At 42.8% G+C, this 19,236-nt stretch carries 11 protein-coding genes; 4 read left to right on the plus strand and 7 right to left on the minus strand.

Features of this window, described 5'->3' with window-relative positions:
* The first annotated feature begins 40 nt into the window (after positions 1 to 40).
* On the plus strand, positions 41 to 1,696 hold the full coding sequence (locus tag ACN6KS_RS29440; RefSeq protein WP_440962460.1) for a histidine kinase N-terminal 7TM domain-containing diguanylate cyclase: 1,656 nt from the start codon (positions 41 to 43) through the stop codon (positions 1,694 to 1,696).
* A gap of 83 nt (positions 1,697 to 1,779) precedes the next feature.
* On the opposite strand, the gene ACN6KS_RS29445 is transcribed toward ACN6KS_RS29440, so the two are convergent.
* Positions 1,780 to 2,121: a zinc ribbon domain-containing protein YjdM gene (locus tag ACN6KS_RS29445; protein WP_094868417.1), complete on the minus strand. Its 342-nt coding sequence runs from the start codon at positions 2,119 to 2,121 to the stop codon at positions 1,780 to 1,782.
* A gap of 229 nt (positions 2,122 to 2,350) precedes the next feature.
* Between ACN6KS_RS29445 and ACN6KS_RS29450 the strand changes: the two genes are divergently transcribed.
* The gene (locus ACN6KS_RS29450) at positions 2,351 to 2,689 is read left to right on the plus strand and encodes a DUF4234 domain-containing protein (protein ID WP_094875359.1); all 339 of its coding nucleotides are present in this window, start codon (positions 2,351 to 2,353) and stop codon (positions 2,687 to 2,689) included.
* A gap of 100 nt (positions 2,690 to 2,789) precedes the next feature.
* The gene (locus ACN6KS_RS29455; RefSeq protein ID WP_440962461.1) at positions 2,790 to 3,080 is read left to right on the plus strand and encodes a DUF2752 domain-containing protein; all 291 of its coding nucleotides are present in this window, start codon (positions 2,790 to 2,792) and stop codon (positions 3,078 to 3,080) included.
* Between the two features lie 12 nt (positions 3,081 to 3,092).
* On the opposite strand, the gene ACN6KS_RS29460 is transcribed toward ACN6KS_RS29455, so the two are convergent.
* From ACN6KS_RS29460 to ACN6KS_RS29480, 5 genes are all read right to left on the minus strand, one after another.
* On the minus strand, positions 3,093 to 3,746 hold the full coding sequence (locus tag ACN6KS_RS29460) for a response regulator (protein ID WP_094868420.1): 654 nt from the start codon (positions 3,744 to 3,746) through the stop codon (positions 3,093 to 3,095).
* Positions 3,739 to 8,820, minus strand: a complete 5,082-nt coding sequence (locus ACN6KS_RS29465; RefSeq protein ID WP_440961031.1) for an AAA family ATPase — start codon at positions 8,818 to 8,820, stop codon at positions 3,739 to 3,741. The genes ACN6KS_RS29460 and ACN6KS_RS29465 overlap by 8 nt, the downstream gene beginning before the upstream one ends.
* A 432-nt stretch (positions 8,821 to 9,252) precedes the next feature.
* The gene (locus ACN6KS_RS29470; protein WP_440961032.1) at positions 9,253 to 9,795 is read right to left on the minus strand and encodes an NAD(P)H-dependent oxidoreductase; all 543 of its coding nucleotides are present in this window, start codon (positions 9,793 to 9,795) and stop codon (positions 9,253 to 9,255) included.
* A gap of 270 nt (positions 9,796 to 10,065) precedes the next feature.
* Positions 10,066 to 10,701 carry a response regulator gene (locus ACN6KS_RS29475; protein ID WP_440961033.1) on the minus strand — a complete coding sequence of 212 codons (636 nt, stop codon included), beginning with the start codon at positions 10,699 to 10,701 and terminating at the stop codon, positions 10,066 to 10,068.
* A 55-nt stretch (positions 10,702 to 10,756) separates the two neighbouring features.
* The gene (locus tag ACN6KS_RS29480) at positions 10,757 to 11,305 is read right to left on the minus strand and encodes a LemA family protein (protein ID WP_179281471.1); all 549 of its coding nucleotides are present in this window, start codon (positions 11,303 to 11,305) and stop codon (positions 10,757 to 10,759) included.
* A 256-nt stretch (positions 11,306 to 11,561) separates the two neighbouring features.
* Here ACN6KS_RS29480 and ACN6KS_RS29485 point away from each other — a divergent pair, with 256 nt between their 5' ends.
* Complete coding sequence (locus tag ACN6KS_RS29485) at positions 11,562 to 13,313, plus strand: sulfatase-like hydrolase/transferase (protein WP_094868425.1); 1,752 nt, start codon at positions 11,562 to 11,564, stop codon at positions 13,311 to 13,313.
* 89 nt (positions 13,314 to 13,402) lie between these two features.
* On the opposite strand, the gene ACN6KS_RS29490 is transcribed toward ACN6KS_RS29485, so the two are convergent.
* Positions 13,403 to 19,216, minus strand: coding sequence for an NPCBM/NEW2 domain-containing protein (locus ACN6KS_RS29490; protein WP_440961034.1), 5,814 nt, complete (start codon positions 19,214 to 19,216; stop codon positions 13,403 to 13,405).
* Positions 19,217 to 19,236: the final 20 nt, after the last annotated feature.

Raw genomic sequence — 19,236 nt, forward strand, 5'->3', positions numbered from 1 at the left:
CTATTTTTTTATATAAGAAGGTGTTACCAAATTGAATATCATGACATCGATTGACTTATCATTATTCTTCGTTCTTTTCGTTCTATTCATCTACATATTTGTTACTGTAACCATCACTAACTTACATAAGGTTTACTTGACTTTCCATTTCACGATGATGTTATGGCCCTTCTGTCAATTCGCTCTCAAAACTACAGCTGATCCCGATGTTCAATTGTTTTATGTGAAGCTCGCTTTTATTGACTCGATACTATTAACGATTGGATGGCTTCTTTTTACGATATTTCTCACTGGCAAATCATACCTTCTCCGAAAAAAGAAAACGCTGGTCCTATACATTGTCGCAGCATTGATCTTAATAGGAGTGATCGTCAATCCAAAGCAAAGCTTTGTACTGCCTATGCATGGTGGATATGTTGAAAGATCTTATGGTCCGCTTTTTTGGTTGTTTATTCTCTTCTTGATCTGCACTATTATTATTTCTCTATATATCAACTATTCAGCGCTTAAATCGAACGCCACACAGCGGATCAAAAAACAGGTTACGCTTGTACTTAAGGGTGTGCTAGTGCTGACTGTATTTGTATTACTGGATGTCTTTCTTAATGTAGTACTGTTTAAATCTCAGCCGGTAATTCCGGGGATGACCTCTCTGGGGATACTAATCTCTGCGATCTTTTTCGTCATTGCCATCCATCGTGATAAAATATTTGATCTCGTAACCATTGCCCATCAGGATATCATTGACACACTCACAGTAGGTATTCTTGTACTGGATGATAACGAGACTGTGGTAGAGATCAATCGATCGCTTTTGCCAAAAATCAACCTACAGATCGGTGACCGCTTCGACTTATCGACGCTAACACCCCTGGAGCAGACTGCCAGCGCTTTCCGATTGTTTCAACATACATATCTTAAACAGCCCATGGAGAGAACCGAAGTTGAAGTCTTCTACACCTCGCTCCAAGCATACATCAATATTACAGCGGCACCCATTGTCGTAGGCGAGATCATGGTTGGACGGATTCTCACCTTTCAGGATAGAAGCGAACTGCATCGCCTCATTGCTGAGACTAATCAGCAGAACGAGATCCTGCAAGAGCGTAATCTGGCATTAATTGAAATCCAGAATAAGCTTTCTCAGACCAACCAAAAACTCAAGCAGATGGCTATAACCGACAGCTTAACTGGTTGTTATAACCGTCATTACTTAACGCAGTACTTAGAAAAAGAGATTATAGAAAATATGATATTGAAGCAGCCTTTTGCCATCATTCTACTGGATATCGATTTTTTCAAAACGGTGAATGACAATTACGGCCATTTAGTCGGCGATGTTGTAATTTGCAGCACGGTGGAGGTCATTAAGCAATCACTAAGGGAGACGGATATTCTGGCACGCTATGGTGGGGAAGAGTTTATCGTCTATTTACCAAATACGAGCCACAAACAAGCAAACCTCTGGGCAGATCATATCAAATTCATGATAGAGGCCAATAAAGTACATGTGGATGAAGTTGCTCATTCTGTATCCATCACTGTAAGCATGGGACTACTGTCTATTAATAATTTTGCAGAGCAGTATGCAGAAAGCCCGACCAATCAGCTAAATGATTTATTCGAATCAGTGGACAAAGCTTTATATCAAGCCAAAAATGCAGGACGAAACCAAATTGTCGAGATCATAAGATGACACGCCTTTAAACATTACCTAAAAAAAGAAAGAATCAGCCCTGCCTCTATAGAAGGTAGGCTGATTCTTTCTTTTATATTTTTTTATATCTTTTTAACAAATTCGGATTTTAATTTCATAGCTCCAAACCCATCGATTTTGCAATCAATATCATGATCTCCGTCCACTAAACGGATGTTTTTGACTTTGGTGCCTATCTTCAGAACGGATGAGCTTCCTTTTACCTTAAGGTCTTTGATTACAGTTACTGAGTCGCCGTCGTTTAGTACGTTGCCGTTGGCATCTTTGATAACCTTTTGACTTTCACTATTCTCAGACTCTGATTCTAATGTCCACTCATGTGCACATTCCGGGCAGACTAGTAGACTTCCATCCTCATAAGTGTACTCAGAATTACATTTCGGGCAGTTCGGTAAATTAGACATTGTTTCATTTTCTCCAATCGTAGTTCAAATTCTAGCTGTCTTGCGGCTAATCTTTAAAAGTATATTTCATATGGAGTAATGATTCCACTATATCCAGATAGTAAGTTTGTTCCACGTTTCCTGATTTTCTCCTAGAAAACAAACTACCAAATATTATCTTGTATATGTTTTCACAATTGACTATGATAATACTGTAAAATTTTCATATAAATACATAGGAGAGTGAACAATGATTAGTCAAAGGAGTGTCGCATTTTCCATTATATTATCATTAATTACATGTGGAATATACGGAATATTTTGGTTTATCGTTCTAACGAATGACGTAGGCAAGTTAAGTGGGGACTACACATTTACTGGAGGAAAGCATTTTCTTCTGACATTGATTACTTGCGGGATATGGAGCCTGGTTTGGGCCTACCAGATCGGTAAACATGTTGCAGAAGCTCAAAGACAACGCGGCCAACTCGTGTCCGATAATTCAGCTCTTTATGTGATCCTCACAATCTTTAGTTTTGGTATTGTTACATACGCTTTGGTGCAATCAGATGTTAATAAATTGGTATAATTTTACGATTAATAAGAGGACACAGCCCAAACTATTTTGGAGTGTGTCCTTAAGTCTCCTTGGCTTACTGTATTTCACTGTATGGCTGCCCTTAACCCATATGGGTATTCCTTGTCTGTTTCATGAATGGACCGGATTTTATTGTCCGGGATGTGGAATTACAAGAGCTATCTTATCCTTATTAAAGTTCGACTTCATTCAGTCGTTTAGATTTAACCCGTTACTATTTATTCTAGCACCTTTGTATATGTTGTACTTGATTACAGAAAAGAAGCGTATTCAACCACTTAGCTATTGTATTATGGCTGTAATGTTGATCCTGACCGTTACATTTGGAATACTGAGAAATTTGCCAATGTTTTATTACTTGGCTCCAACAGTAATTGGCTAGCATTAATCACGTTTACATAATAGCTTGAAGTCGCACAATCGCTTGAGCCCGGTCAACCACCTCTAATTTGCTATAAAGATTACTAATATAGTTACGGGCTGTCCCCTCCGCAATATGCAGTGTATCGGCAATTTCGCGATTGTTAAGCCCCCGGATAATGAGCTGCGCCAGCTCCTCCTCCCGTTCTGTCAGACTGATGCGATCTAGGCTAGATCTTTGCCAATGCTCATACTCCTCTGTTAGCCTATTCATCCTTGCTGCCAGTTTAGCTGCTACAGGAGCTGGAAGAATAAACTGACCGGATAACGTATCATGAATCGATGCGATCATTTTATCTGCGTCCATATCCTTCAGCATATAGCCGCTCGCTCCGTAGGCCATCCCCTCAACAATATAATCAGTCTCTATAAAAGTAGTCAGAATCAGAATAAAGATGTCTGGCCGAATCTGCTTTATTCGTTTCAAGGCGCTAATTCCATCCATAACCGGCATTTGAATATCAAGAAGTACTAGATCAGGCTGGAATGCTTCCACCATCTCGCAGGCCTCTTCCCCATTCTTGGCAGCACCAACCACTTCCATATCATCTTCCAGATCTAGAATGGTGCGAAGTCCCTCACGCGTAAACAATTGATCATCGGCAATTACAATCTTAATCTTACTCATTTCTATCCACGACCCTTCGCATTGGCAGATCGATCTCCAGTAAACAGCCCTCATTCATTTCTGAATCGATGGATAAGCTGCCCCCTAGTTGCTCAACCCGTTCTTTCATCGTTCTTAGACCAAATCCCATCACAATAGGACTAGCCCCTAGCCCACTATCTTTTAGCCTAAACTGCAAATTCGCTCCAACAGACTCCAGGCTAAAATGGAACTGTGTACTTTTCCCGTGTCTAATTCCATTCGTTAATCCCTCCTGTAGAGCATGATACAGTGCCTTCTTATAGGCTGTTGACATGGCTTCCGGCAGATCATAAATAACTGCATGGATAACAACGCCTGTATTGCGCTCTGTATCTCTAATCAGCTGCTTCAGCATAACGGTTAAATCAGAATACCGGTCCTCCTTCAGCATATGGACCGAGCCGCGAATTTCATTCAGGCTATGCCGCACAAGATCCTGGGCCTCAGCCAGACGCTGAAATCCACTGTCAATGTCCTTCTTATGGAGTAGCCGCTTTCCAGCCTCAATCTGCAGGATCGTCGACGTAAGTGTATGCCCGACAATATCATGAATCTCTTGGGCAATACGATTACGTTCCTCAAAGACGGTAGCTTCAGCCAAAGCTGCAGACGTTTCACGCATTGAACGCTCCAGACTACGGGTTCTTTCTATGACTTGGTCCTCTAGATTTTTCTTAAGATATTGAATTCCTGAATAAAGCTTAGCATTGGCGATAGAAATGGCGCATTGAGAGCCAAGCAGCTTGAGCACATCAAGCCTGCTCGGAGTAAATACACCTGGTGATAGATTATTCTCCAAATAGAGCAGGCAAACCAATTTATTCTGATTCATGATCGGAAGACAAAGAACGGATTTCAGTTTATGATTCCTAACGTAAGTATTACGCGTAAATATTCCCTCACTGAGTGCATCATGTAATACAACCTGCTCATGTGTTCTTGCCGCATAAGCTATAATTGCTGCCGGAACCAGCGACGATTCTTCCCCAAGCGGTACAGATTCTATATGCTGAGCTTCCGAGGTACCATAAGCTTCAACCATCCATTTGCCATCATGATCAAAAATAACGGCTCCATATTCGGCCCCAGCATTATGGAGCATGATTCGCATCAATGTGGCCAATAATCGACTCATCTCCATCTCACCCGACAAAGCTTGGGCAGACATTACCACGGAAAGAGAATCCACACGATCGAGCCCAGGCTCGCGTTTAATATGCAGCAAATAGCTGTGCTGCTTCTCCAGTTCATCCGCTTTAGCCTTTGCGCCCCATTGCAGATAAGCCTCGTAGGCCTCTGTCATATAGATTCTTGCCAGATGTAATTTGCCATGGCGAAGCCCATATTTGCCATAGCACTCCGCTGCCAATGCTAAATCATGGATATGTCCGTAAATACGAGCGGTCTCAATGGATTGTTCATAGAAGACTTCAGCTTGGCGAGGATCTCGTGATAGACGAGTAAGCTCAGCTTTCATCAATAAATATTTATGCTGATAATTCTCCGGGCTACGCCTAGCAAGCTTTTTCATTTTCTCCAGGCAACCGCGCATTTTTCTCCGATATATGCGCTGCTCTTCAGCGTCATATTCCTCATACAACTGCGCCCAAACTAAACCTTCGTACATGGTCTGTGTAGGAGTGTCTAACCCATCCTCACGTGATTTTATAATGGCTGCTGATTTGGCTAATGCCTCACTGGCTTCTCTGTACTCCCCAAATATATAACCTGTCAAATACTGATAGATCCAGACCATTTCCTGTATAAAATCAAAGGTGTCGCCATGAACCGACTGTGCAAAATCAGATTCGCTAATCTCTGTGATGTTAAATGGATCATCCACAGAGCGATAACCTGTCAATCGAACAAGAATGGCCACTGCTATGATAGCCTGCTTACAATGGAGGCTGTTGTTATGGCGCAGCAAAGCTCCAGAATGAGTAATTAACCGATTATAGATATCACCGAGTGGGTGACCAAATTGTAAAAGGGAAGCACAATTGATCAGTATACTCTGGTTACCCTTCCATAGATCGCCCGATTCCAAACCGACTTTACCTGCATGCTCGGTAAATGTTTGGAGCATAGCTGGATCATATTTCCGCCAGCTATCATAGCACATGGCGAATGCAGACAGGGTTGTCACATGAAGCTTCGGATAAGGTTCTGATAAGCTGCAAGCCAGCATAGCCCATTTGAATGTCTCTTCATCATTACGGAAGTAATAGTATTGAAACATGGCGTAGCCTATGAATCCAAGAGAAGCCTCCGGAGTCATCCCATAGTCGAGCGTTAACTCAATCATAGTGAGAGAAGAAGCGAGCCAACCTTCTCGATTAACATAGAAGCAGGAATTGCTCGAATGATCTAAAGTAGACATGGCGATTCTACGTGCTTCATCGGTCATTGGAGGTAACAGTTTAAGCGACTCGATAGAAACCTTCTTTAGCCTACGCCGCAATCGTAACCACTGGAGCGTCAATTGAACATAACTCGGATCAAATTGATGTTTCACTTTCAGTAACGATAATGTATGCCTCCCTAAAGAGATAACCTTTTCATGGTTATCATTACTTGCTTCCAGTTGAACCCTCATCGCGTAGACATAAGCCTTATCCATATCTGTTGTAGCTTTATGGATTAACAAATGGAATAATTCATTAGTCGTGTCGAAATGGGAACATAAGTATTCGAGCTCAGCCCTTTCCCGAAATACCCGAAAGGTTAGCACATAATGCTGCTCCCAGCTCTGCTCCTCTAATAACGCCGTCGCTTGAAGCAGATATTGTAAGGCTGTCTCATGTGCGGTTGTTTGTTTGGCTTTTATCCCTGCCTCTAAATTCAGCTCTACCAGTTGAAGCCTCTGTTCAGGGTTATCTATCCAGGTAAGTACCTGATTCAAATGATGGACAGCTTCAAATAGGACTGTTCCCTCACTATCAGGGTGACGACCCAGCAATAGTGATCCAATCCTCCAATGCAACTCTGGGAGCTCCTCTTCGGGAACAAGCGCATAAGCCGCCCGATGAATGTGGTTGTGCTGGAATTTAAAATGTGTATATTTCTCCCCGCTAACAGGTTGTAGCAAGCGTCCATTTACAGCTACTGCCAACGCTTCGGTCAATATTTCTATCGGAATCTCCGTTATTTCGGCAAGCGTACCCACATCAAATATGCTGCCTAGTAAAGCGGCTCTACTAAGTGCATATACCGTCTGCTCAGGAAATTGCTGTAATTTACTTGATAGATATGCTGCTACATTATCAGGAACATTCAATTCAGTAATACGCTGGAGATCCCATTTCCAGCTTCGCATATTTTCATCAAATTCCACCCGCTGATCATCAATTAAATCTTGAAGGAATTGCTTAATAAATAACGGATTTCCATCAGTCTTATGTAGCAGCACCCGCGCCAGCTCGTCCAAGTCTGCAGCTTCATAACGCATAACATCAAGTAGCAGTTGTTTTATATCCGTGAGTTCAAGCGCTTGTAAAGTGATTCGGCTCATCGCTGCGTTACGGTCGATCAGATGCTTTTCCAATCTACTAAGCGGATGCAGCCTCGTAATTTCCCGATCACGATAGGATAGAACGATTAGCAGATGACTCGTGGCCGTGTCTTCTATAAGCGAAATGAGATATTGCAGCGATGTTTCATCTGCCCATTGCAGATTGTCCAATATCAAGATCAAAGGATGATCTTCATGAGGAAAGAGTTGAATAAATCGGCTCATGATTAATCGAAATCGATGCTGAGCTTCCAACGGAGGCAACGGAGGTACGGAAGGCTGTGGGCCAATCAAGAGTTCAAGCTTAGGAACAAACTGGATCAGCAGCTGCCCGTAATTCTCCACCGCTTGTAAAATACGCAGCTTCCAAACCTCCAGCTGCAGCTTCGTTTCCATCAGCAGTTGACTGACCAATTCTTCTATCACTTGATGCCAGATGCCATAAGGAAGTGAGGTATGTAGAGATTCAAATTTGCCTCTGGCGAAAAAAACATCCAAAGAAATCGTATTTTTAAGCGTTTCTTTTAGAAAGGTTGTTTTGCCGATACCACTCTCCCCACTAAGCCAGACCGTATTTACAGCACCTTGTGATGCTCGTTTCAGCGCTTCTCGTAAGCTAAGTTTCTCAAAATGTCTTCCGTAGAATTTTTCCGATACCATCCAGTGCTCCGGAATATCCCAGCTTCCTAACAAGAAGGGCTCGATGTACCCGAATTGTTCTAGGTGAGTTAGACATTCCTCAAGATCCGACTTAATTCCAAAGGCGCTGGCATATCTCGCACTAGGCATTTTCTCCATGCATTTGCCAACAATGTCTGAGACAGATAGAGGGATAGTGGGAAACCTGCGATGTATAGACTCCGGTGTATCTGCAAGATGACGATATACAATATCAACCACATCATGAAGTTCGAAGGGAAGACTACCTGACAGGCACTCATACATGATAACGCCAAGCGAATAAAAGTCAGAACGGTAGTCCGGGTTCACCCCTGTTCTGCCCGTTTGTTCTGGCGATATATAAGGAAGCAAAGCATCCGGTCGGCCACTTAATGATAACAAAGGACTGGAAACACTTTCGGTACAGGACATACGGATATCAATAAATTTCACTTCAAAGGTGCTAGGATTTACGATTAGATGAGCGGGGGTTAGTTCATTTAGTGTTATTTTCTCACGATGAATTTGCATAAGACAATCGGCTATAGCTATGGCAATACGAAGTAGCGCTGGAAGCTCCAGTGAATCAGGTGTATGCAGTATCTGATCCAGCGTCACCCCCTCTATATTTTTCAAGAGAAGGACTGGCCGTTCCGGTGTGAGTTCCAGACTATACGCCTCGACTGCTCCACGACCGTTAAGTCGCTTAAGTATGTCATACTCATAACGAAAAGCATCAACCATAGTAGACCCTGGATACTCGCCTGTAGTTGTCTTGGCGATAAACTTAAGGCCATCTTCTTGACGTAGCAGTCTGTACAGCTTGATATCTGAGGTAGTCTCTATAAAATCTAAAGTTTGGTATCCTGGCAACTCAAACATTAACAGCACTCCCTAGTTACAATTAGGTAGACAGAATACACAATATCGAAAAGTAGTTATACTCATTATATCATCTGATCTCGCCATAGAATCCTATGTTGTAATTAACTTTGTCATCTATTTTGTCATATGACATCTATAAAATTTCATTGTGATAATATAGAAAAAAACACTCAATCATCCCAGAATACGGAGGATTCAAATTGTATCTTTTCTACATAGACTACCCTACGCGATTGGTGATCTGCCTACTGTAGAAGCTATAGGGGCTAGAGAACGAGTTCTAGCGATTATTCCCGTGCTTGATATGATATGCATATGGGGAGAGGAAAACATCGTATCCGATGTTAAGTCGGAGACAGAGCCGCTCCAAATTTAACATGGAAAGAAGCAGCATTTCCTTTGATAGAAATGCTGCTTCTTTTTGTTACATTAAAGCTTGTCAAGAAACTCCACGTACCCCTGCGCGCTGCGGTCCAAAATAAGTGGTAAATCGCTGTTATCTGCTAAATAGTGTTCAGCGCCATAAAAGACAAAGAAAGAGCGGTAATTAGTTTTGCAGTACGACAAAGTCGTTTCAAAGGGAACCAGGTACTGTTCAAGAGTCTTTCCTAAGGCTCCTTCCACGCTAAGATCATGCTCCGTTCCCCCGGCTGTTACGGCCAGAGCCGTTTTTTTGTTTATTAATGCTTTGGCCTTTGATCCGTACGCCCATCCGTGTGTGAATACTTCATCGAACCATTGTTTTAGCAGCGGCGGGGAACTCCACCAGTAGAGGGGAAACTGTAAGACCAGCTTGTCATGAGCTTCAACCAGCTGTTGTTCTTTTTCCACGTCGATCTTTCCATCCGGGTAGGCTTTATAAAGCTCGTGAACCGTATATTTTTCCGGGTATTTGCGGAGCTCCTCTATCCAGCGTTTATTGACGATGGACGTGTCCATGTTTGGATGCGTGACGATAATAAGTGTTTTCATATGTTTTTCCCTCCTTGAGCGGTATCTGTTTCTGAAACTGAGTGTAACCCACATCAAGGAAATGCGTAAGTACGCACATTTAGTTCATGTACTTACCTAAAGGTGAGTACTCACTGAACTGGACTTAAACGAATCAGCTTTAAGGATGCGGAGGACTACATAGCCGCTTCCTAAATACATTACATACAAAAAAAAAAATTCAGGAGGTGCCCCAGGAGCTATGAACTGGCTGCTGAGACACCTCCTCGTATATAATGCTGATGACATATTTTACTCATAAGACATTTCATATTTCGTTAGCCCTATCGCGTTTGCGTACAATGCCGCCTGTGTCCGATCATTAACCTGCAGCTTCGCTAAAATCTGGCTGACATGCTTCTTCACCGTAAATTCACTGATAAAGAGACGTGTAGCAATCGTTCTGTTGCAAGCACCTTGTCCAAGTTCAATCAATACTTCCTTCTCTTTCGATGTCAATTCATCCGCCGGGCTGCTGCCGCTAATACGCATCTTTTCTTCCATTAGACCAGGATCATAGTACTTTCTCCCTTTATGCACTAACTGGATAGCAAAGAGTAACTCTTCCGGCAGTGCCTCTTTTAGGACATATCCGTTTACTTCTGCTTCTTCAGCCCTCAAAAAATCCTCTCTGCTTGCAGAGGAAGTCAGCAGAATGAACTTACTAACCATGCCGCGAGCACGTGCTGTCTTAATGACATCCAAGCCCGATTCATCAACAAGCTTTAGATCAATGAGAACAATATCCGGCTTTGTCGCTTCAATCACATCAAATGCTTCTTGACCATTCGTAGCTTCACCAGCGAAATGCACACCTGGCTGCATTGAAATGACAGATGCCAACCCTCTTCTAACTAACGGATGATCATCCACAATAACGATTTTCATAGAAACCACTCCCTCAAACAATCATGCATTCTTTAATTTTCCAGAGCAAAGCGTCTTAGGATACCTTCCAATTAACCTCTGACCGCTTGGCTCCCTCCATTTTGAGTAAGATTTCTGATTTAAACCCAGCAGCTCTTGCAAATAAACGATAAGGCAAGGTGCTAATTATCGTATTGTAGCTTGTCACATTTGTATTATAGATCCGTCTACTGGCTGATAATTTTTCCTCTAAAATATTTATACTTCGTTGCAATTTAATATACTCATCACCAGCCTTTAGCTCGGGATAATTGTCCACCTGAACATTTATGGTATGAAGATACTTCTCCATTTCCACGTATCTAGTTAGTTTCTCAACAGGTAGCTGATGATCCTTTAAGCCCGCACGCATTCTATTCACTAACGCCAATGTCTCACGATCATTTACGGCATAAAAGATAACCATTTCCGATACTTCCATCAGCGCCTCAAATCGTTGCTGTAAATAGGCTTCAATGGTAGCAAAGGACTCTTTCGCACGATTACGCATCATGATCAATTGGTTGCAAGCAACGATTAAATAGGCTCCAGCTATAATAACGATGATCAACCCGATTCCTAACATTTGCATCACCTCTAGATATTTATATTTTTGATACCGTTTAATAGCAAAAATAGAAATTTAATTTAATTTCATATACTTCTGATTAAGTATAGTGAAAAGAATAGTCTGCTTATAGTGAGCGTTGTCATTTCTTTTGTCATATGACAAATTGGATTTTTTTGCAAAACAAACTTTAAAAAGGTCTTCCTGATAGGCTACTGTTTTGGAGTCAACCCACATAATCTAAGTAAATAATCTAATCAAGGATGTGTTTGCCATGAGTGGCACTACAGGATCATCACGCCGTTTAGAGAGGCCCAATTTTCTTGTTATTCTCGTAGATGAGGAGCGATATGCCCCCATATATGAACATCCCGAAATCAGAGAATGGCGACGTCAGAATCTAGTCACACAGCAATTATTAAAATCCCATAGCCTTGAGTTCCACAGACACTACATCGGAACTACGGCCTGCTGTCCCAGCCGGGCAACCCTGTTTACAGGTCACTATCCTTCGCTCCATGGTGTCAGTCAAACAGTAGGAATTGCCAAAGAATCCTTTGATTCCAATATGTTTTGGCTGGATAGTAACACTGTACCTACAATGGGTGACTACTTCCGGGAAGCCGGTTACCAAACCCACTATAAAGGGAAGTGGCATATCTCCAATGAGGATATTATCATTCCCGGTACCCATGACAGCTTGCCCAGCTATAATTCGGTGACTGGCGTCCCTGACAGGCAGCTTGAAGAAATTTATTTACGAGCGAACCGTTTAGATAACTTTGGGTTCTCTGGTTGGGTGGGACCTGATCCGATTGGAAAAAATCCGCGAAACTCTGCTTCCTCAGCCGCGATCGGATTAAGTGGACGCGACGAGGTATATGGTGCAGAAACTGTAGAAATCATTCAAGCACTGGATCGCCAAAAAAACCAGAACAACAACGCTCCACCCTGGCTTCTCGTCTCTTCCCTTGTAAATCCACATGATATTGTTCTATACGGAGCCCTCACTGCACATTTGCCTAATTTTAGGTTTGAGGTCGAGCCTATGCCTGAGGTTGCTCCCTCTCCGACGCAAAATGAATCATTAGCTACCAAGCCGCGCTGCCAAGCCAGCTACCGGGACCTCTATCCAAAAGCCTTGCAGCCTATTATTGACCAGCCTTTTTATCGCCAACTGTATTATCAACTTCAAAAAAACGCGGACCTTCAAATGCGAAAGATCTTCGAGACTCTAACTCGCTCTTCTTTCTATGACAATACCATCGTCATCTTTACTTCCGATCACGGAGATTTATTAGGAGCTCATGGCGATCTCCATCAAAAATGGTACTCTGCCTACGAAGAATTTCTACATGTCCCTTTTCTCATCCACAATAGACGCTTATTTCCCAAATCTCAGGATGCCCATGCCCTAACAAGCCATGTAGATCTGATTCCTACTATGCTGGGGCTCGCCAATCTGGACATCACAAACCTTCAGAGCCGTATGCAAAATAGATTCAGTGATGCCCGCCCTTTTGTGGGCCGTAATCTTGCACCTCAGATACTGGGGCACGATTCCTCTGCGATTGCTGATGCCCCCGTCTATTTCATGACCGACGATGATGTGACTCGCGGCCAGCATCAGACAAATCCCTTGGGAGAACCCTATTCCTCCGTCGTTCAGCCGAACCATATTGAAACGATTCTAACGTATCTCCAAAGAAAGGGTCGGACAGAGCTATGGAAATTTTCCCGCTATTTCGATAATCCTAAGTTTTGGAGTGAGCCCGGGGTACAGGATGTCACGCTCCAGCCTGTGGAGGGAAAACCCGGTGAATGGACTACAAAAGTTAAAACAGTACCCGTACCTGAGGAGTTTGAGCTCTACAACTTAACTGAAGATCCTTTAGAAGCTCGCAACCTTGCTCACACCACCCTAGCAACAGTGCAGAGCAGAAGTATTCAGCAATGGATGAACCATCTACTAGCAGAGCAGCGGAGCCAAAAGCGCTTAACGCCTACCCAGACGGCCACCAAATAAAAGTGAGGCTTATTAGATAAGCTCAATAAAAAACAGGCGAGTCATGGTTGAATACACCACAATTCGCCTGTTTTCCTGTGCCTATGAATTTAAGGATTATTAATAAAAGAAATCAATTGCACGAGATTACCTGCAACTTGATAAGTTACCCCTAGCATGTAAGTTCCCTTCTCTTCGTTCGATAGATCTAGGGTGAACACCTCTGGATTAGCTGCCCATTCATTCATATCAAACATAATTTCTTTAAATGTCCCAGTGTTTCTAACCCCTGCTGAACTAGGAATTACTTTACTGCCATCGAGCCCTTTCACCAGATTGGTCAATTCAACTACAGGACCCTCTAATTGTGCTATCTCAATCACTTGTGGGTCGGCCAATAAGCTAGTCAGTTTAGTCAATCCTTGTAGTGGAGAGAAATCCGTAATTTCATTTCCAGCAATATTAAGTGTTTCTAAGTTCTTAGCATACTGAAGACCTTCCAAAGATTTAGCTCTTCCAGTTACGCTCGTTAACGTCGTAAGTTTATACATGTCCCCTAGCGTTAGCTGTCCAGATACGCCTAGTGCGGCCTTAATTGAGGCACTTAAATATGGGTCTGCAATCGTGATTTCTTGCGTAAGGTCTATTTCGGTGAGACCCTCTGCTGCCTGTTGTAACGCCGCTGCGGCTGCATCTACCTCACTTTGTGTGACCGAAGGATTAGCCAAAGCTGCTTCTGCACCCGAGAGACTGGCCGTAAACACCGCAATACTCTCGGCTGTGAAACCTTCAAGAGAAATTGCTTTCGCCACAGCAATCGCTTGTTCCAGATCTCCAGTGAATAGGTGATCTCCATTCGCGAAATGTAGTTTGGTCCCCCCCCATGTAGCATGGTCAGATCCGTTGCCATTTCCACCGTCTGTAACGACTAACTTCAGCTCTTGGGCTCCATTAACATCTAACTCGATAAATTTCTGTGGATCTCTGGAGTTCATAAGTCCACTATCAAACTTCTTCTCTCCATCGACGAACACTTCGAAGCTCACCGAACCAACCGTACCGTACATTTGCCGATCTACACCCACATAGGAAGTGAAGTAGTCCGCGTTCTTATCGCTTAGATCGTATACAATCGTCGAGTTGGAGTGCGCTCCAATCCCTCTCTCGTAAGACACCACTTGATTGCCCTTATCTGTTAATCTCAGCGTATTGGCACTAACAGATTTGTCCTTCAAAGGTGCGGTAAAGCTGTTCTGAGTAGAGTTCCAGTCGTAATCCGTCAGATACGTAAAATCCGTCATGTCTACTACGGCTATAGTTCTAGTCTTCGTGGTCGTATTTCCATCACTATCGGTCACCATATAAGTGATCGGATACTTTCCAGCTTTGTTGAATTTAACCTGATCTTCACCCGTAACCTTTACTTGAGCCGTTAAGTCACCATCTTCTGAATCCGTTGCCGAATAGCTTTCATTTATGGCTATGGCTTGCCCCACTTTGGTGGATACAGGTTTAGGGATCGTAAGCTCCGGCGTACTGTTCAGAATCATAAACTTCGCATCCGCAAAATCACCGTGATCTGATGCATTTCCGTTACCTGCATTATCTAATACCAATTTCAATTCATTTACACCCTTCACAGGGATTCGAGCTATTTTAGCTTCCGTGCCAAATTTCATCAGTCCGCTATTATATACTTCTGCCCCATCGGCAAAGATTTTGAAGATCACACTAGAATTATTTTGCTCTGGGATATTTCGGTCAACCCCTACATATGTTTCAAAATATTCGAAATTAGCACCCGCCAGATTATACACAATTTCAGAGTTAGCATGCGTTCCTAAGCCCTTCGTAAATTCTTTGGTTACGCCATTTACAAGTAGTTTAATCGGATTGTTAGAACTTGCCTTATCCTTACGAACCACATTATAATCCGTTCTTGCCGACTGCCAAGCTGTATCACTCAAGTATTTACTAGCGCTGTACACAACGATCTTTCGGGTCTGCACAGCTGTATTCCCATCCCGGTCTGTAACTGACAGTTCGACGGTGTAAGTGCCTGTTTTACTTGAAGTGAAACCATTCGGGTTTACCTCAACGGCTCCAATCAAGTTACCATCTTCCTTATCAACGGCTATGACATCAGTCAAAATATCAAATTCACTATTCAACTTAACGAAAGTTGTCTCTTCCGGCACTGTGATGGTCGGCTTACTTGAAGTATTCGTAAACTTCGCATCGGCCCATACCGTATGATCTGAAGCATTGCCATCTGTAGCATCTGTGGTAACCAGCTTCACTTCGCGCGCACCTGTCACAGGTATTTTCACAAATTCATGCTCTGTCCCTGCCCGGAAAACATCACTCGCGAATTTCTTCTCTCCATCTACATACACTTCAAAGGTTGCAGAGGATGGCTTTCCTTTCATCGCTTGATCGATCCCGATGTAGCTTTCAAAGAAGTCATAACCTATACCCTCAATATCATAAACAACTTCAGAGTTCGCATGTACACCGATTCCCTTGGCATAGGTTGCAGCTAGCCCTTGTCGAACAAGGCTGATGATTCCACCAGAAACGGCTTTATCTTTCTTTAATTCACCCCAACCAACAACGACTGACTTGGCATTAAGATCCGAAAGATAAGCATAGTCACTCGTTACCGTAACCAGTGTTGTTTTGGTTTCTGTAACCCCTTCGTTCTTCACTTCATACACCACTTCGTAGTCGCCTTTTTGCGTTACATCAACGGTATTTGCTTTCAGGGTGACATTAGCCGTAATATCGTTTCCTTGATAGTTAGTCGCTTTTACATAGTTCATCGGATCAAAAGCTTGATTAAGCTTTAACGTGATTTGATCTTCAACAGATAACGCTGGCTTGAAGGCTTTAACCTGTACCGGCTTCAGTGGGTTCAGCTTCTTATCATAACCAACGATCTTGTACGTATAATTGATGCTGTTATCTACATTCGTATCCACGAACTGGTCAGTCCCTGTAAACCCTACTAACTTATCGTCTCTATACACCTCATAACCTAAGAAATCTTTCTTAAGATCCGTATCCATACTGAAGCTTAGTGTGTTCGATTTAGCAGTAGTGTTAGGCGTGATATTAACCTTTATCGCAACATTCTTATCTGCTATTCCTGTTCCTTCATAATGAACCACTGAATTGTTTAAATACCAGAGCTTTTTCGGTGCTGGATATTTAGCTAACTTCACTTTTGTTTCAGGATTCACAGTGAAGCCATGTCTGGCAAAATAGCTACTTAAGTCTAACCCCAGCACTTCAGAGGAGAACTCCACCAAATACTGCTGCTTGGAATTGTCGCCGTTCGGAAGGGAGACCTTCCGCTCGCGGTACAGCTTGGTCAGTTCTGTCCAGTAACCCGGATGCGCCAATTCTAACTGCCAATAGGCACCAAGCTGTGCAAATAAGCCCTGCTGATTCATAACCACTTTATTTTCTTCGATTACATATTTATATATATCACTTTCAAAAGGAATACGAGTATCCATCGAGTCCGCATAGACTGACATCAGCATAGACACCATATTATTGGTTACTTCACCATATTCTCGTTCTCCCATCGCCAAGCGATGCCCTATTTCATGATTCAATCCCCAGCCTGGATAGACTTTGTTAAAATCACCTAACATTGTCCCCACGGTTCCAAGTTGTATCCCTGTATGGTCCCCCGCTGCATACATCGCACCATAAGGCTGCATCAATCGGATATTCTCACGAATTAGCTTGGCATCATGAATCACACTACTGCCATCCAAGCCATAGAAGTCAAAGATCGTCTTCATCCAAGTATCATAGCCGGTTACGGTACCCAGCGGATCATTTCCTTGCGTAATAAACATGTTATAAGCTTCTGTCGCAGTGCCTGTGAAAATAACATGATCGCTGACCATTTCCACCACATCAATGAGCTTGCGATCTTGAACATTCGGATGCGCTGCCTTATCTTCATCTATTTTTTGTTTATAGGTGGTTAAGAAGGCTTTGAATTGTTCAGGATCTGTAATCTTGGTCATCATAGGGATCTTGGTAAGCCCCTCGAACCGGATCATAGGTGCTTTACCTTGTTCCTCCGCTGTATATGGATTGACGATATACACTGTACCGCCCTTAGTCACTTCATGTGCATAATAACTATTCGTCGCAAATTCAGGAACGGTTATTGTGTTTTTACCTGGACGCAATTTCACACTGCTAGCCCAAACGTTCCAAGCCGCCTCTTGTTGAGAAAAGACTAAAGAAGGCAATTTATCGCTCGAAGCTGCGTCCACATAAACGTTGATCGTATCTCCAGGCATTGCAACGAGACCTGTAGGCTGGTTGTTCGTACCGAAACCAATTCTCAGGTTTTCTTGCGCATGCTTTTTCATATCTCCACGTTGTTCCGCCTCAATGATGGTGCCTTCGGTTTGAATTTCACCATTCACTAGCTTCTTAGCTAAATCCAAAGAATCCTTCAGGATTGGATAGAGCGGATGTACTTTTGCCGCTTCTTCTAATTCGTTGATTGCTTCGACGCTATTATAAGCAGGAACAACCGCACTCATCGTGCCATCTGTGAAAATACCATTTACAGCTTCACTTACTTTATCCTCTGTATAAAATCTAAATTCGGCTGCAAAGGGTCTGTTGATATTGGCTTTTGTGAACTTGAATTTCAATCTTTTAAACTTCGTAGGTTCAAATTTAAACTCCAGAAAGTCATTCGTACTATTCGCGGTTCCGCTAGATACGAGCTGGAAGGTCTCTCCCTTACTTGTTTCTGATGCATAAATTTGAAAAGCCTCTGGGAAGCCTTTGCGGTTATCTCTAGCCAGGAAAGCCACTCTATCTAATACTTTCGCTTGCGCTAACTCAAACACAACTTCATTCGTGAAGCTGTCGTCATTGTTTTTATTGGTTTCCCAGTGTGTATTCGGTTGGTCATCGAGCATGTATTCCGGTTTCGTACCTGGGTAGCTTCCGCCGTTCACCGTTACTTTTGATACGTTTGAGTTGGGCATTCTATAAGCTTCGCTATAGGCATTTTCATATGCTGTACCATAGCCTTTTAGCTTCGAAACCTTAGCCGCTGTTGCCTCTATTTGATGATTCTCCAGAAGTACTTTTGCATTCTCTATATCTGCTTGAAACTGCGCGTACAGTGGATGTGTCTGCACTTCTTGTTCTAAAGCCGTTAATTTCTCCATCGTATTAAATGCTGCGCTAACTTGACTCAAGCTGTCATCTGTGAATAAATTTTTCATTTTAGCGGATACGGCATCTTCTTTGTAAAAAGAAAACTCAGCCGCACTCGCCCAATCTTGGTTAGCTTTTTTGAAGACAAATTTAAGTCTCTTAAAGGTTGCCCTGTCAAACTGCACCTCTACTACGTCACCTGCTCCGCCTTTATATTCTCCAGAGGATACTAGCGTATAGTCGCCTGCATCCGTTGTTGAGCCATAAATATCAAATTCCTGGGCAAACCCCTTACCCTTTGCGCTGGATTGTCTTGCAGCATATACGATTCTATTTAATTCAGTGGACTCATTGAATACAAAGACAACCTCATTCGTAAACGTTGAACTATTCGGTTTGCCCGTTTCCCAATGCGTACTCATATCGCCATCAATAGCCTTAGCTATAGGTGAACCTGAGTAGTTACCACCGTTATTGGTAATGGATTTAATATTCGCAGGATTCATTCTAAAAACATCATTATAAGCGCCTAGGATAGCCTTGCCGTACAGATCAAACGGAATAACTGACGCATTGCTTATTAGGTCAGCCTTGCTTTGTACTACAGTGTTCACTACAGTTACCTTGCTTACATCACTTGCTAAAGCATAACCTGCCTCACTCGAAAAGCTAGCTAACATGGCTGCCGATGTAGCGATTGCAATCATTTTTTTCATCTTTTCTACCCCCCAGATGT

This window comes from Paenibacillus nitricinens, assembly GCF_052056485.1.
Lineage (GTDB): Bacteria > Bacillota > Bacilli > Paenibacillales > Paenibacillaceae > Paenibacillus_AQ > Paenibacillus_AQ nitricinens.